Raw genomic sequence first — 15565 nt, forward strand, 5'->3', positions numbered from 1 at the left:
CAGAAGTCCCGTAGGCATTCGGCCCGCGCTGCATCCCGCGGCTGCGGCGTTGGAACTCCTTGCCGTAGCGACGGCTACGGCGCGTCGTTCCGCCTTGCCGCGCGGGCGCATCACGCGCCTCGGTGCACACGGGACTTCCGCGCCGGCACACCTAGCCCTCGGGGTCCAACGCGCGGGCGATGCGCACCCGCGCGTCACGCAGGTGGATCCGGCTGGTCGCGTCGCGGACTCCGGGCAGCGCGTTTCGGATCCGCGCCTGCACCGCCTCCAGCTCGGCCCGCGCGAACGCGCGCACGTCCGACTGGCTGGCGTGGACCGGCGTGAAGTTGTCGCCGCCGCGCAAGAAGGCCGGCGGCGGCGGCGGTTCCTCGTTGAGCAGGAACGCCATGCGATCGATCCAGCCTCGTTGCAGGTTGCGCCGGAACGGGTCGATGGCGCCGCCGCTCCGCAGCTCCGTCCAGACGGCGTCACGTACGTCGCCGAGCATTTCCCCCAGGGAGTAGTTGTCCCCGTCCGCCAGCACTCCGGCCTCGACGAGCCGCTGCATGCGGCTGGGGTTGAGGACGTTGTTCAGGACGCCGACCTGGCGGGCGCGCAGTCGGTCGATGGTACCGCCGTGCTCCACGCGAGACAGCAACTCGCGCTCGAGCATCCACTCCGGTGTCGCGAACGCCTGCTCGGTAAGAAAGGCCATGGCGCGGCGCTGCGTTTCGGCGGCGACGGGCGTGTACACCGCCCCGTCCTGGCCCTGCCGCTTCCGCGTGCGCGTGACGCCGCCAATGTTCGTGACGACGTGGCCCATGTAGCGGTTCCATTGCCCCAGAACCTGATTGTAGAGCTCCTGCGGGGTGTTCCATGGCTCGCCCTCTTCGAACACCCAGTCGGTGATGCGCGGGAGGATTCTCTTGAGGTTGTCGATGCCGTAGGTGCTGGCCTCCATGGCGTCGGCACCGATCGCTTCCGTCAGGGAGGTAGGATCGGTTGCGCTGGGGTTGCCGAACATGTACATGGGATCGCCCGCGCGCTCCTCGATCCACCCGTCGAGCGTGGGCTTCTGCGCTTCGATGTCGGCGTCGAGGATCGGCCGATACCCCCACGCGACGGAATACTTGTCGTACTCTCCGATCGCCGGGCCGAAGCAGACGCCGGCGTCCTCCGGCTGCGCCACGTAGTTGAACCGGGCGTAGTCCATGATGCTGGGCGCGGTGCCCATGCGGCACGTGAACGCCGCGGACCTCAACGAGTCCACGGGATACGCGGCGCTCGCCTTCATGTTGTGCGGCAGCCCCAGCGTATGGCCGACCTCGTGCGCCGAAACGAAGCGCACCAGCTCGCCCATGACGTCGTCGCCGAACTCCGGCGTGCGAGCATCGGGATTGGCCGCCGCCGTCTGCACGAAGTACCAGTTTCGCAGCAGGTTCATCACGTTGTGGAACCAGCCGATGTCGGACTCCAGGATCTCACCCGTGCGCGGGTCGTGCACGTGCGGGCCGTATGCGTTCTGCACCGGCGAGGAGAAATATCGGATGACGCTGTAGCGCGCGTCTTCCGGGCTGAACTCCGGGTCCTCCTCGGGGGTGGGCGGGTCCATCGCGCGGATGGCGTTGCGGAAGCCGGCCACCTCGAAGGCGGCGTTCCAGTCCTCCACGCCCTGCTTCAGGTACGGACGCCACTTCTCTGGTGTGGCCGGGTCGATGTAGTAGACGATCGGCTTGACCGGCTCCACGAGCTCGCCGCGGTTGAAGGCGGCCGTATCCACAGGCTCCAGGCGCCAGCGGGTGATGAAGCAGCGGCCCTCGGCGCGCTGCGCGTCGGCGCCGAAGTCGACCTGCTGCACGCTGAAGAAGCCGACCCGTTCGTCGCACGGCCGCGGCGTCATCGGATCATCCGGCAGCCGGATCATCGAATGGTTCATCTCCAGCGAGATGGCGTTGGTAGTGCCCTGCGAGGGCGCCTGCGTGGCCTCGTAGGTGAGCGTGTTGCGGATCTCCACGTTGCGGGGGTAGCTCTTCACCCAGTTCACGAAGGTCCTGTTCTCATCCAACCGGCGCACACCGAAGTTGGTCCGACGGTTGCTCCGCAGCCCCAGAACGGGCACGTCCTTGGTGAAGAGGTCCGTCACGTCGACAACGACGGCGCCGGAGTCCTCCGACAGAGCCGCGACGCCGAAGGACGCGACGATGGGCTCGAAGTTGGAGTTGCGAACCGCCTCGAAGATCGGCAGGGAATCGTCCGCCACGTTGTTGTGCGAGACGGTACGGAGCAGGATGTCGTCCCCCATGCGCTGCCAGCGGACGACCTGCGTGTTCTCCTTCTCGCCCCCGTAGCGCACGTTGGCGGCCGCCTTGGCGATACGCGTTACGAGCAGGATTTCCGTGTCCAGCATGTCGTTTGGGATTTCGAAAAGGACCTTCTCGTCCACCCGGTGCACGTGAAACATCCCCGAGTCCGTCTGCGCGGTCGCGGGCACGACATCCGCGTAGGGCTTGATGCCGTCGTCGGCGTCGCTTCGCTGGCCGCGCGGCGCGGGCCGAGAGTCGGAGTCCTGGCCGACCGCGCCTGAGCAGGCCGAGAGGGCAGCCGCCGCGACGAGCGCGGCAAAGGTCGAAAGGCGACGTCGGGTCATGTCGTTCGTCCGGATTGGGGGTGGGCTTCGGCGTTTGGCGGACCGCGAAGCTATGGTCCGGCCGGGGCCGGGCGAAAGGAGCGGCGTGCGACCGGGTGGCTTCTCCTACATCGTCATCAACGCCGCAACCAGATCGATCCCGTACCATAAGTTCGCGATGCGGAGGTTCTCGTCGGGCGCGTGCTGGTTGTCGTCGTGATTCGCGATGGGGACGCCCACCGCAGGGGTGGCCAGGATCTCCCCGAACAGATACAGGGGCAGCGAGCCGCCGAGGGTGGGCGCCAGCACCGGCTCCGCGCCCGCCGCGACCCGGGTCGCCTCGATCACCGAGCGCGCGATGGGCGTGTCCAGGCTCACGCGCGCGGCCGGGTAGCCAGGGAACCGATCCACCCGGGCGATGCGCGCGTGTTGCATGCGCGTTGCAGAGTCGGGATCCGAGCGCACCACGTGGTACCCCTGGGCGTGCGCGTGCGCCTCGACCAGGTCGAGCATGCGCTCGGGGTCGTTGCCCTTCGCCAATCGAACGTCGATCGACGCGGACGCGGAGGGCGGAATCACGTTGCGCGCCGTGGCGCCGACCGTCCCGGACTGAAACCCCCTGATGTTCAGGGACGGAATCAGCATGCGCTCCAGATAAGGAGCGTTGCCGGCCTCGGTAGCCGCCAGGCCCAGCTCCGCCCTCAGCCGCGCGTCGAACGGGGCCATGGCGTCTATCGCCTCGCGCTCGGCCGCGCCGACGGGCTCTGTATCATCGTAGAAGCCCTCGATCAGCACGGCACCGTCGGCGTCCTTCATGGACGCGAGCAGCCGGGCGAGCTCCAGGGCCGGATTGGGCGCCCAGTTGCCGTAGTGTCCGCTGTGCAGGTACCGATTCGCGCCGTAAACGGTGATCTGCAGTCCCGTGTAGCCGCGCACGCCGAAGAAAAGCTGGGGCCTGCGGCTCTGGTGGACGGGCCCGTCCATGATCAGCCAGGCGTCGGCCGCGAGCAGCTCGGCGTTGGCGCGCAGTATGTCCTCCAGGTGGCCCGATCCGGCTTCCTCCTCACCTTCGAAAAAGAACTTCAGGTTCGATGAGGGCCTCGAGCCGGCCGCGTCCAGGGCGTCGAGCGCCGCGAGGATGGCCGGGACCGGCGCCTTGTCGTCGCCCGCGCCGCGGGCGTAGATGCGCCACTCGGGGTCTACCGCGTCGGTCGAGGCTCCTTGCGGCGGCAGCGCGACGCGCTCGCCGCCGGCCTCGACGGGCCCGGTGCGGAGCGTGGGCCGCCACGGCGGGTCCGTCCAGCGCGCCGTGTCCACGGGTTGGCCATCGTAGTGCACGTAGAAGATGAGCGTCCGCTCGGCGCCCGGTACGGCGAGCTCGCCGTATACGGGCGGAGGGCCCCCCAGGCCGTCGAGCGTGCGCGCGCGAACGCCGCGTCGCTCGAGCGCCGCGACGAGCCAGTCCGCGTTGCGGCGGATGTTGAGGTCGTCGGCGGCGACGTTGGGGATGGCCAGTAGCTCGGCGAATTCGCTCAGGATCGCCCCGGCGTGCGCGGTCCGATGCGCGCGCGCGGCTGCCACTCCCGCGGCCGATCCCGCTTGCGCCCCCGCCGGTGTCGGGGCCGCCAGCAGGGCGGGGAGGACGGCGAACGCCAGCGCCCTGCTGGGCGCGCGAAAAGACCACGACATGGCTCGACCTCGGTACGGGAGAAGAATCCGCCCGGGAGCCTAGATGTCGCGTCTCCGGAACGCCAGGAAGCCGATGACGACGAACGCCGTCGCCCAGGCCGCGGCGACCAGCGCGAGCATCGACGCGTCGCCGACCGTGGGCGCGGCCCTGCCCGCCTCGAGCCGCGCCGCGGTTACCACCGCGAGCCTGTCGGGGTCGAACATCAGGTAGTTGCGTAGCTGGTCGAAGGAGGCGATCGGGAGGTAGGTCAGGTACGGGCGCGCGCCCTCCCAAAGCTTGCCGATGCCGCCGCGCAGCAGGGTTTCGCCGAACGCCACGTAGAAGAACCAGATCGCCATCGCGCCGCCGGTGCTGCGCACCGTCGTGGCGACCAGCAGCGCCAGCGACGCGTAGCCCGCGTAGGAAAGCACGACCGCGCCGATCGCCTGCAGCTGCCCCGCGCGCACGATCCCGTCGCCGCTCCCGAGGTCGGTGCTCATGAGCGCGAGGGTACCGCCGATGGATATGTACATGCCGACAAACGCCAGGGCGGTGAGGACGACGGCAAAGGTCTTGCCCCAGTACCACTGCCCGCGCGTCAGCCCGTCGATGACGTTCTGGCGGCCGGTACGCCATGAGAACTCACTGGCGGCGAGGAGTATCAGCACGACCGCCCCGAAGATGAGGGGGACCTGGGTGGGCTCACCCAGGATCTCGCTCCACGCTCCCGGCAGCGCGAAGCTTCCGTCTCCCTCGCGCCTCGCGTCCAGGAAGTCCTCGCCGAAACCGAGGGTGGCGATCAGCGCGAGCAGGCCCAGGCCCACCCAGAAGGCGCGCCGCTTGCGGGTCTTCAGGAACTCGTTACGGGCCAGCACGGCTGCGACACTCATGCCACGTCTCCCATCCCGGCCGCACCCGCGCCGGTGCTTTCGAGAAAGGCATCCTCCAGGGACCGCTGTTCCAGCGATAGATGAGATAGGTACACGTTACGCTCTGCCAGCCATCGATTTAGCGCGGCCAGATCCGGAGCCTCCATCTGCAGACGCACGCGGTCTCCAGCGCGCGTCGCCGACTGCGCGGCGGGGAATGCCCTCACCTGGGAGAGAAGAGCCTCCGCATCGTCCGAGCCGAGCACGACCACGGACCGACCGGCCGTAACCTCCCCGACCGGTCCCTGCGTCACGACCTTGCCCTGCCGGATGATGGCGACGTGGGTGCAGGTCCGTTCCACCTCCCACAGCAGGTGGCTGGACAGGAAGATCGTGGTGCCGCGTTCGGCCAGGCGTCCGATGATCTCGCGGATCTCCCGCATCCCCTCCGGATCGAGGCCGTTGGCCGGCTCGTCCAGGATGAGCAGCTCCGGCTCGCCCAGCATCGTCGCCGCCAGCGCGAGACGCTGCTTCATGCCCAGAGAGCACGCGCCGAATTTGGTCTTCTGGCGACCGCTCAGGCCTACCACCTCCAGCACTTCGGCGACCTGGCCGGCCGGAGCGCCCTTGACCCTGGCGACCAGCGCGAGGTTGTCGCGGCACGACAGGTAAGGGTAGAAATTCGGCTGCTCGAGGGTCGCGCCCACGCGCTTGCGCGCCGCTTCGCGTTCCTTTCGGGAGTCGGCGCCCAGGAGGCGGAAGCTCCCGCCGGTCGGCGAGATGATCCCGAGCAGCATGCCGATGGTGGTCGTCTTGCCGCTGCCGTTCGGTCCCAGGAAGCCGAACACCTGGCCGCGCTCCACGGCGATATCGAGGCCATCCACGGCGCGGGTTCGCCCGTAGCTCTTCGATAGGTCCCGCGTCTCGATTACCGACATGCCGTCCCGTGGCTCGAGGTCTGTGCGCGGCTTCTACTCCTTCTGGCCAAAAAGAACGAAGCAGGGAGCGGGAAGTTTCAGGCTACTCTCCGGGGGGGTGCGGGCGCCGGCGTGGCAGGGCGGTTGTCAGCGTCGACCGAGCCGGGTATGGTCGGCGCCGTGAACACCGCTTCAGGTGGTTCGGCCGCGATCCCCCACGGCGGGGGACTCCGCTACATGGCGTTGTCGGCGCTCGCGTTCAGCTTCATGGCGCTGCTGGTCAAGGTGGCGGGCCAGCGCCTGCCCTCCAGCGAGATCGTGCTCGTGCGCGCCGTGGTCACGCTCGTAATCAGTTGGGGCCTGCTGCGCCGCGCGGGGGTGTCGTGTTGGGGCAGACGCCGCGGGCTGCTGGTGCTCCGCGGCGTGCTCGGCTTCGTAGCGCTCACGTCGTTCTACTACGCGGTCGTCAACCTGCCGCTCGCCGACGCGACGGTGATCCAGTACACGAATCCGGTGTGGGCCGCGCTCATCGCGGTGGCCGCGCTCGGGGAGCGCATGCACCGCCGCGAGGTGGTCCTGGTCTTGGCGAGCCTGGGCGGAGTGATCCTGGCCACGCGCCCGTCTTTCCTTTTCGGTGGCGCGTCTCTCCCCACGGTCCCGGTCGCCGTAGGACTCGTGGCGGCGCTGTTCAGCGCGGCGGCGTACGTCACCGTCCGCAAGCTGGGCGAGACCGACCACACCATGGTCATTGTCTTCTACTTCTCGCTCATCGCGACCATCGGGGCGATCCCCATAGCCGCACCCCGGGTCGTGTGGCCGACCCCGCTGGAGTGGCTCGTGCTGGTGGGCGTCGGGGTCGCGACCCAGCTCGGACAGGTCTTCATGACCATCGGCCTGCGCCGCGAAAGGGCGGGGCGCGCCACCGCGGCCAGCTACCTGGCGGTGGCGTTCGCGGCCATCTGGGGCCTGCTCTTCTACCGCGAAGTGCCGAGCGGATGGCTCGTGGCGGGCGCGCTGATCATAGTCGCCTCCACGGTCGCGCTGAGTCTGGTGGGCCCGGCGGCGACGCCGTGCCCGCCGGGCCGCGCGAGCGCGCGGCGGGCGGCCTGACGCCGACGCCTGTCGTGGGCGCCCTACTCGCGTCGCGCGAGCGGCACTTCGATGGGCTTGAGCTCGCGCGCGGCTTCGATCATGCGAACGAACTCGGCCCGATAGCCCTCTTCGTCGTCGCCGGTGGCGCCGCGGGCGAGGTCCAGGACCAGGTCCCAGGTCGCCGCGCCGGCGTGCTCCGAGTCGCGCAGAAGCATGCCGAAAGCCGCCACCGAGGCGGCGAAGCGCAGGTCCTCACGGGCCCTGTAGGTACGGTTGGCGACGGGGTGCTCGATGAGGCGGCTGCGCTCGCCGTCGGGCGCCTTGTAGCGGAGCTTCACGAAGGCCAGCTCGGTGCTCATCGGCGTGAGGTCGCCGTCCTCCTCGGTCGCGCCGTAGCGAAGCGGCCCCGGCTCGCGCGCTTCCACGTCCGACTTCGCGCCGACCGGCACCACCTCGTACAGCGCGGTCACGGTGTGGCCGGCGCCCAGCTCGCCCGCGTCCTTATCGTCGTCGTCGAAGTCCTCGGCGGCGAGCATGCGATTCTCGTAGCCGATGAGTCGGTAGGCGCGCACCACGGCGGGATTGAACTCCACCTGGATCTTCACGTCCTTGGCGATCGTGTGCAGCGTGCCGCCCACCTCCGAGACGAGCACCTTCTTGGCCTCCAGCGCGCTGTCGATGTAGGCGAAGTTGCCGTTCCCGTGGTCGGCGATCTGCTCCATCTTGGCGTCCTGCAGGTTGCCGGTGCCGAAGCCGAGCACGGTCAGGAAGGTGCCCTGCCTGCGCCTTTCCTCGATCAGCCGCACCATCTCCGAGTCGCTCGAGGCGCCGACGTTGAAGTCGCCGTCCGTGGCGAGGATGACGCGGTTGTTGCCGCCATCGATGTGGCGCTTGCGCGCGACCTGGTACGCGAGCCGGATGCCCGCGCCACCGGCGGTAGAGCCGCCGGCCTGCAGATTGTCGATCGCGTGCAGGATCTCGTCCTTGCGGTGCCCCGGTGTGGGCGGCAGCACGAGCCCGGCCGCGCCCGCGTACACGACGATGGAGACCCGGTCCGCCGAGCCGAGCTGGCCCACCAGCATGCGGAACGCCTGCTTGAGCAGTGGCAGCTTGTCCGGGGACTGCATCGAGCCCGACACGTCGATCAGGAACACGAGATTGCTGGGCGGTCGGCTCTCCTCGTCGAACTCGCGTCCGCGCATGGCGATGCGCAGGAGTCTGTGCGCGGGCGCCCACGGGGCGGGCGCGACGTGGGTGTGGACCGCGAAGGGCACCTCTTTGCGCGGCGCGGCGTACGCGTACGGGAAGTAGTTGACGAGCTCTTCGATGCGCACCGCGTCCGCCGGCGGCAGCCGGCTTTCGCCGAGCAGGAAGCGGCGCACGTTGGCGTAGGACGCGCGGTCCACGTCTATGCCGAAGGTCGACAGCGGGTGCGCGCCGGGGGAGCGGAACTCGTTCTCCTCGATGTAGGCGTACGCCTCGCGGTCTTTGGGCGGCGCCCAGCGCCAGCCGTCGCCGCGTAGTCTGAGCGCCTGCGGGCTCGCCGGGGCGGAGAAGGTGGCGTTCCGGGAGAGGTCCGAGGACTGCTTGGCGGCCTGGTCTCGGCGGAGCGGTGGCGCGGCTTCGCCCTCCACGATGATCGCCTCCAGACCGACGGCTTGCCTGGACAGCCCGAAGTTCACGGGACCGGCGCCCGCGGCCACATCAACGGTGCGGGCGGACGTGGCGTAGCCGATCAGCGTCGCCCGCAGCTCGATCTGCAGCCCCGTGAAGCGGTCCGGCAGCGGCAGCGAGTAGCCTCCGCCCGCGCCGCTCAAGGTGCCGATGCCGGTGCCCTGGACGAACACCTGGACGCCGGCCAGGGGAGAGCCCGTATCGACGTCCTTGACGGTGCCGGTGATGGTGACTCCGACGCCTGTGGCCGGAGGCCCGCCCGGCGTCGGTAGCGGGGCCTCGGCGGCCAGCGCCAGACCCGCGAAGGCGAGTGGAAGTACGGCTAGCGATCTCATGAACCCTCCCGCGTGATGTGGTTGCTCTGCAGGAGGGACGCCGCGGCGGCGCGGCGTTGCACACGACCGCCGGGTCAGCCCCCGATGGGGCGCCCCCCGACCCAGACTTCGCGCACCACCGACGGCGGCGAGCCAAACACGAGCATGGACGCCAGCGTGTCCGCGGCCCAGCCGTCCAGGGTGGGGTGCTCCAGGTCGACCGCAACCAGATCGGCGAACCGGCCGGGCTCGATCTCGCCCGCCTGTACGCCGACGGAGCGGGCGCCGTGGCGGGTGGCCATGTCGAGCAGCGGAGGCGCGCACTCGAGGCGATCGGGATCGCCTCCGTCCGCGCGCGGCGCGGGGTCCGCGACGACGACGCGCGTGCCGGTGCGGAGCCGTTCGTGGTACTCCACGCAACGCATTTCCTCGAAGGGGTCGATCACCGCGTTGCTGTCGCTGCCGAGCGCGATGGGGACGCCTTCGGGGCGCAGGAGGTCGAGCGGCAGAAAGCCGTCGGCCAGGTCGCGCTCGGTGGTGGGGCAGGCGCACACGGTCGCGTCCGCGTCGGCGAGCAGTCGCGCCTCCGCCGCGTCGAGGTGCGTGGCGTGCACCGCGGTGAATCGCCCGGACAGCGCCCCGGCGTCGGCGAGCACGCGCACCGGGCGTGCGCCGTAGGCGGCCGCGCAGGCGGCCACCTCGGCCGGCTGCTCGGAGACGTGCATGTGCAGCGGGGCGGAGCGCCGCTCGCACCACTCCGCGATGGCGCCCAGCCAGTCGCGGGGGACCGCCCGGATGCTGTGCGGCGCGGCGCCGACCGTGACGCCCCGGTGCTCGGCCGCGGCCTCGGACAGGCGCTCGAGCTGCTCCAGGTACTCGTCCAGCCGCGGCGTCGCGAAACGCCGCTGCCGCTTGCTCAGTGGCTCGCCGATCGCGCCGGTCGCGTACGCCACGTGAAGGAGCACCAACCGGATCCCCACGTCGCGAGCGGCCTCCATGACCGCGCGGGCAAGCCGCTCCTCGGGGTCCAGCGCGCGGCCGTCGCGGTCTCTGTGCACGTAGTGGAACTCGCCCACGGTGGTGAAGCCCGCGCGCAGCATCTCGCGGAAGCAGGCGCGGGTGACCTCGCTCAGGGCGTCCTCGTCGAGCCGCAGGACGAGCTCGTACATGGCCTCCCGCCAGGTCCAGAAGTCCGCCCGCTCGTGGCTGACCGGACGCCACTGCGTGCGCCCCCTCAGGCGCCGCTGAAACGCGTGCGAGTGCGCGTTCACGAACCCCGGCAGGAGCGCCCTGCCGTGCAGCCGCTCGACCTCGCCGGGGCGTCCGCGAGCGAGCGAGGCGTCGCGCACGGCGGCGACGCGTCCGTCCGCGCCGACGTCGACGGCGAGACCGGCGTGGAAACGGTCGCCCCGCCAGAGCAGATCGGGCACGAGCGTCCTCACGGAGCCTCCGCCTCGACGACCACGGCGCCGTCCTTCCACACGCGCCCCACCCGATTGACCCCCACGTGGTACGGGATCTCGCGGTGGTCGGGGACCGTCCACCACACCACGTCGGCGGGCGCTCCCTCGCTCAACGTGCCGGTGCCGTCGGCCAGGCGCAGCGCGGCGGCGCCCCCGGCGGTCGCCGCCACCAGGGCCTCGAGCGGGCTCATCCCCATCTGGCTGCACGCCAGCGTGAGCGCGATGGGCAGCCCCGGGGTGGGCGAGGAGCCGGGATTGAAGTCGGTGGCGAGCGCCACCACCGCGCCGGCGTCCAGCAGCGCCCGGGCCGGGGCGTAGGTCTTCCTGCCCAGAAACATCAGCGTCACGGGGAGCAGCGTGGCCACCGTGGGAGTTGCCGATCTGGCGGTCGCGGCGATCGCGGCGATCCCTGCGGGCGATACCGCTCCGAGGTGGTCCGCGCTGGCGGCGCCGAGCGAGGCCGCGAGCTCGGCCCCGCCGCCGTTCTCCAGCTCGTCCGCGTGCAGCTTGGGGACCAGCCCCAGCTCGGCCCCGCGCTCCAGGATCGTGCGCGACTCGAGCGCGCTGAACACGCCGGGCTCGCAGAACACGTCGCAGAAGCGCGCGACGCCCTGCTCGGCCGCGGCGGGGATCATCTCATCCACCAGAACGGCCAGGTAGCGTTCGCGGTCGGCGCGGTGCTCGGGGGGAATCTCGTGGGCACCGAGGAACGTCGCTTCGACCCTCAGCGGAAGCGCTTCCCCGACCCTCCCTATGGCCGACAGCGTCTTGAGCTCGGCACCGGTATCGAGTCCGTAACCCGATTTGATTTCGATGGTTGTCGTGCCATACCTAAGACACTCCATCAAGCGCGGCACGGCCAGCTCCACGAGGTCGTCCTCGCTGCGCGCCCGCAGATCCCGCACCGACGCGTTGATGCCGCCGCCGCGGCGGGCGACCTCCATGTACGGCACCCCCGCGGCGCGCAGCGCGTACTCGTCGGCGCGGGTGCGACCGAACACGGCGTGGGTGTGCGAGTCCACCAGGCCCGGGGTCAGCACGCCGCCGGGCAGCTCCTCGAGCGCGGCCGCCGGAAAGCGCGTACGCAAAGAGGCGAGCTCGCCGACGGTGGCGACCCGCCCGCCAGCCAGCGCGACCGCGGCGCCCTTCACAACCTCGTCGGTTCCGGAGCCCGTGCACGTCACGACCTCATCGGCGCCCGCCAGTATCACGACGGGCGCCTCCCCGGCCGCGCCGCCCGGCGAATTCGGGGCGGCCACCGCTACCCCTCGGCCATCGGCAGGCGGATGCCGTGCTCGCGGGCCGCCTCGAGGGCGGTCTCGTACCCCGCGTCGGCGTGGCGGGCGACGCCGATGCCGGGGTCGTTGGTGAGGACGCGCTCCAGCCGGGTGGCCATCTCGGGCGTGCCGTCGGCCACGATCACCTGGCCGGCGTGCAGGGAGTTGCCCATGCCCACGCCGCCGCCGTGGTGGAAGGACACCCAGCTCGCCCCGGACGCGGTGTTGAGCAGCGCGTTCAGGATGGGCCAGTCGGCGACCGCGTCGGAGCCGTCCTTCATGGCCTCCGTCTCGCGGAACGGGGACGCGACCGAGCCGGTGTCCAGATGGTCGCGGCCGATCACGATGGGCGCGGAGATCTCGCCGCGCGCAACCAGGTCGTTCAGCGCCAGGCCGAAGCGGGCCCGCTCACCCTGACCCAGCCAGCATATGCGCGCCGGCAGGCCCTGGAAGTGCACCCGCTCGCGCGCCAAGCGGATCCAGCGGGCCAGGTGTGTGTCGTCGGGGAACAGCTCGAGCACGAGGTCGTCGGTGCGCGCGATGTCGGCGGGATCGCCGCTCAGCGCGACCCAGCGGAACGGTCCCTTGCCCTCGCAGAACAGCGGCCGCACGTAGGCGGGGACGAAGCCCGGGAAGTCGAACGCGTCCTCCACGCCGGCGTCGAACGCCTGGGTGCGCAGGTTGTTGCCGTAGTCGAACGTGATCGCGCCCGCGCGCATCAGGTCCAGCATGCCCCGGCAATGGGTGGCCATGGACTCCATCGCCCGGCGCGTGTACTCGGCGGGGTCGGCGTCTCGCATGGCGTCGGCCGCGGACACGGATTGCCCCGTGGGCACGTAGCGCAGGGGGTCGTGCGCCGAGGTCTGGTCGGTGAGCACGTCCGGCACGACGCCGCGGCGGGCGATCTCGGGGAGCACGTCCGCGCAGTTGCCCAGCAGACCCACGGACAGCGCCTCCCCCCGATCGGCGGCGGTCCGGACGCGCTCGAGCGCGGCGTCCAGGTCGGTCGCCATCTCGTCCAGGTAGCCCGTTTCCACGCGGCGACGGATGCGCTCGGCGTCGACCTCTACGGCCAGCATCGCGCCCTCCGCCATGGTGGCGGCCAGGGGCTGAGCGCCGCCCATGCCTCCCAGCCCACCCGTGAGCACCCAGCGCCCCGCCAGCGAGCCGCCGAAGTGCTCGCGCGCTACCGCGCCGAAGGTCTCGTAGGTGCCCTGCAGGATGCCTTGGGTGCCGATGTAGATCCACGACCCGGCGGTCATCTGGCCGTACATCATCAGACCGGCCCGCTCCAACTCGCGAAAGTGGCCCCAGGTCGCCCAGCGCCCCACGAGGTTGGAGTTGGCGATCAGGACGCGCGGCGCATGGGCGTGCGTCCGGAAAACGCCGACCGGCTTGCCGGACTGGATCAGCAGCGTCTCGTCGTCCTCCAGCGCGCGCAGCGAGCGGACGATGGCGGCGAGCGCCTCCGGGTCCCGCGCCGCCTTGCCCGAGCCGCCGTACACGATCAGCTCGTCGCGGGCCTCGGCGACATCGGGGTGGAGGTTGTTGAGCAGCATGCGCAGGGCGGCCTCCTGCTGCCACCCCTTGCAGGTCAGCGTCGTGCCGAGCGGAAGGTCGGGGATCGTCGGGCTGTTCATGCCGCCAATGTAGCGCTCGCCGGCGGATGCGCATGGGGAACGAGGCGCTCTAGCGCAGCCGGCGAATCGGGATCGGCAGTTGCGTCCCCTCCCACTCGAGCGTCAGGTGCACGGTGTCCGCAGCCACCAGCGCGACGCGGAACCTCAACGTCTCAACGTGCGCGTCCGTTGCGTGCGCGGGGGCGGCGCCGCGGCCCGCCTCCATCGCCTCGATCGCGGACGTGTAGTAGCGCTCGGCCCCCCACTGCTCGGTGGAGCGGTTGACGATGATCTCCCACACGCCCGGCCGGGGCACGGTGTAGAGCGTGTACGTGCCCGGATCGACCCGGACCCCGGCGATGTCCGCCGCGAAGCCCAGGTGCAAGGTCGTCGGCTCGTTGGCTCCGGTGCGCCACACTTCCCCGTACGGGACCCGGTCTCCCCCGATCATGACTCGCCCGCGCGCAGACGGGCGGCTGTAGCAGAGCAGGGCCTCGGCGTCACCGATCGAGAATCGGACCGAGTCGGGTGGGCTGAGGCGCTCGGCGAGCTCGGCGGCCTCCGCCCGCCAGTGGCAGGTCGCAACCGGCGCGATCTCCACCACCGCGGAAGTATCGGCCTCCCCCGCTTGGGACGACCCGACCCTGCCGGGCGTGGAGCAGGCGGCGGCAACCACCGTCAGCACCAGCACCTCGTGCGCACGAGGCAGCCTGGTCCCGACCGGGAAACGTGGGTGGGCGTCGGGCATGGTCGGCTCCGTCGCTGGGCGAGCGGGGCGCGCGCGTCCGGGGCGCGTCCTGGGATGCTCGCGGGGGAAAACAAGGCTCTTAAGAATAGACGTTCGGCAGCGGCTCAGGTAGGGCCGCCGGGCGTCAGCCGCGTACGTTGGCGCCCGGGCGGCGTCCCCCGTAGACTCCCGGACCCTCGCGATCAGCGGTCCGCCCATGAGGAGGCGATTTGGAAGGCACCGTTCAGGCGCTCCTGACCGAGCCCATGCACATCTTCGCCTATCTGGCGGGTGTGCTCGCCGCGGTCTTCTGGCTGAGCGGCTACGAGCGCTTCAAGGGGTTCTTCGAGATCATGCCCCCGGTGATCTGGGCCTACTTCATCCCCACGTTGTCCACAACGTTCGGAATCATTCCGTCCGACGCCGCTATCTACGGCTGGATCCAGACGTATCTGCTCCCGCTGTCGCTGTTCCTGCTGATGATCAGCGTGGACCTGCCGGCGATCGCGCGCCTGGGCTCCGTCGCCCTGGCGATGCTCGTCGCGGGCACCGTGGGCATCGTGATCGGCGCGCCCATCGCCTACCTGATGTTCGGATCGGCGCTGCCGCCCGACGCGTGGAAGGGGCTCGCGGCTCTGTCCGGAAGCTGGATCGGCGGCACCGCGAACATGGTGGCGATCAAGGAGAGCGTGGGGACTCCGGACTCGCTCATGGGGCCGATCATCGTGGTGGATACGGTGGTCGGCTACGGGTGGATGGGCATCCTGCTGTTCCTGAGCGCCCGGCAGGCGGCGTTCGACCGTCGCATCAACGCGCGCGCCGACCTGCTGGACGAAACGAATCGGCTCATGGCGGAGCTGGATGAGCAGCGTACGCCGGTGACCCTGCGGCTCGCGCTGATGATCGTGGGGCTCGGGTTCGTGGCGGCCGTGGCCGGGGTGGCTCTGGGCAGATCCCTCCCGGCGCTGGGCGACCCGACGATCATAAGCGGCACGACCTGGACCGTTCTGATCGTCGTCACCGGCGGCCTGCTGCTGTCGTTCACCCCCGTGCGGCAACTGGAGGAGGCGGGGGCTTCGCGGATCGGATACGCCGCGCTGTACCTGCTGCTCGCCGCCATCGGCGCCCAGGCGGATCTGAGGGCGGTGCTGGACGCGCCGATGTTCCTGGCCGCCGGCATGGTGTGGATCGCCATCCACGCGGCGGTGCTACTGGTGGTGGCGCGGTTGCTGCGGGCGCCGCTGTTCTTCTTCGCGACCGGGAGCATGGCCAACGTCGGGGGGGCGGCGTCCGCGCCGGTGGTGGCCGGCGTCTATCACCCCGCGCTCGCGCCGGTCGG

Annotated in this window: 11 protein-coding genes; 2 read left to right on the plus strand and 9 right to left on the minus strand. The window is 70.7% G+C overall.

All coding sequences use genetic code 11. The features are described from left to right. Positions 1–151: 151 nt before the first annotated feature. The 4 genes from ABFS34_12720 to ABFS34_12735 form a co-directional block, all read right to left on the minus strand. Complete coding sequence (locus ABFS34_12720; protein ID MEN8376304.1) at positions 152–2626, minus strand: zinc-dependent metalloprotease; 2475 nt, start codon at positions 2624–2626, stop codon at positions 152–154. Between the two features lie 105 nt (positions 2627–2731). Then, the gene (locus tag ABFS34_12725) at positions 2732–4294 is read right to left on the minus strand and encodes a M20/M25/M40 family metallo-hydrolase (protein MEN8376305.1); all 1563 of its coding nucleotides are present in this window, start codon (positions 4292–4294) and stop codon (positions 2732–2734) included. Between the two features lie 39 nt (positions 4295–4333). Beyond that, the gene (locus ABFS34_12730; GenBank protein ID MEN8376306.1) at positions 4334–5164 is read right to left on the minus strand and encodes an ABC transporter permease; all 831 of its coding nucleotides are present in this window, start codon (positions 5162–5164) and stop codon (positions 4334–4336) included. Continuing rightward, positions 5161–6081, minus strand: a complete 921-nt coding sequence (locus ABFS34_12735) for an ABC transporter ATP-binding protein (GenBank protein MEN8376307.1) — start codon at positions 6079–6081, stop codon at positions 5161–5163. The genes ABFS34_12730 and ABFS34_12735 overlap by 4 nt, the downstream gene beginning before the upstream one ends. A gap of 159 nt (positions 6082–6240) precedes the next feature. On the opposite strand from ABFS34_12735, the gene ABFS34_12740 reads away from it, so the two are divergent. Then, positions 6241–7170, plus strand: a complete 930-nt coding sequence (locus tag ABFS34_12740; GenBank protein MEN8376308.1) for a DMT family transporter — start codon at positions 6241–6243, stop codon at positions 7168–7170. Positions 7171–7193: 23 nt separating this feature from the next. Here ABFS34_12740 and ABFS34_12745 read toward each other — a convergent pair whose 3' ends face one another. The 5 genes from ABFS34_12745 to ABFS34_12765 form a co-directional block, all read right to left on the minus strand. Then, positions 7194–9161, minus strand: a complete 1968-nt coding sequence (locus ABFS34_12745) for a von Willebrand factor type A domain-containing protein (protein ID MEN8376309.1) — start codon at positions 9159–9161, stop codon at positions 7194–7196. Between the two features lie 74 nt (positions 9162–9235). Beyond that, positions 9236–10582, minus strand: a complete 1347-nt coding sequence (locus ABFS34_12750; GenBank protein ID MEN8376310.1) for a formimidoylglutamate deiminase — start codon at positions 10580–10582, stop codon at positions 9236–9238. Further along, positions 10579–11862 carry an imidazolonepropionase gene (hutI, locus tag ABFS34_12755; protein MEN8376311.1) on the minus strand — a complete coding sequence of 428 codons (1284 nt, stop codon included), beginning with the start codon at positions 11860–11862 and terminating at the stop codon, positions 10579–10581. Before hutI ends, ABFS34_12750 begins: the two co-directional genes overlap by 4 nt. Positions 11863–11864: 2 nt before the next feature. Further along, the gene (hutU, locus tag ABFS34_12760) at positions 11865–13520 is read right to left on the minus strand and encodes a urocanate hydratase (GenBank protein MEN8376312.1); all 1656 of its coding nucleotides are present in this window, start codon (positions 13518–13520) and stop codon (positions 11865–11867) included. 49 nt (positions 13521–13569) lie between these two features. Continuing rightward, positions 13570–14247, minus strand: coding sequence for a DUF2911 domain-containing protein (locus ABFS34_12765; protein ID MEN8376313.1), 678 nt, complete (start codon positions 14245–14247; stop codon positions 13570–13572). A 209-nt stretch (positions 14248–14456) separates the two neighbouring features. On the opposite strand from ABFS34_12765, the gene ABFS34_12770 reads away from it, so the two are divergent. Beyond that, positions 14457–15565, plus strand: a 1109-nt coding sequence (locus ABFS34_12770; GenBank protein ID MEN8376314.1) for a DUF819 family protein, incomplete at its 3' end; no start/stop codon positions are given.

The organism is Gemmatimonadota bacterium, from assembly GCA_039715185.1.
Lineage (GTDB): Bacteria > Gemmatimonadota > Gemmatimonadetes > Longimicrobiales > RSA9 > DATHRK01.

Bases quoted from the DNA above. Each gene is read 5' to 3' on its own strand.
- ABFS34_12765 (MEN8376313.1), bottom strand. From the start codon at position 14,247: ATGCCCGACGCCCACCCACGTTTCCCGGTCGGGACCAGGCTGCCTCGT.
- ABFS34_12725 (MEN8376305.1), bottom strand. From the start codon at position 4,294: ATGTCGTGGTCTTTTCGCGCGCCCAGCAGGGCGCTGGCGTTCGCCGTC.
- ABFS34_12745 (MEN8376309.1), bottom strand. From the start codon at position 9,161: ATGAGATCGCTAGCCGTACTTCCACTCGCCTTCGCGGGTCTGGCGCTG.
- ABFS34_12720 (MEN8376304.1), bottom strand. From the start codon at position 2,626: ATGACCCGACGTCGCCTTTCGACCTTTGCCGCGCTCGTCGCGGCGGCT.
- hutU (MEN8376312.1), bottom strand. From the start codon at position 13,520: ATGAACAGCCCGACGATCCCCGACCTTCCGCTCGGCACGACGCTGACC.
- ABFS34_12730 (MEN8376306.1), bottom strand. From the start codon at position 5,164: ATGAGTGTCGCAGCCGTGCTGGCCCGTAACGAGTTCCTGAAGACCCGC.
- ABFS34_12735 (MEN8376307.1), bottom strand. From the start codon at position 6,081: ATGTCGGTAATCGAGACGCGGGACCTATCGAAGAGCTACGGGCGAACC.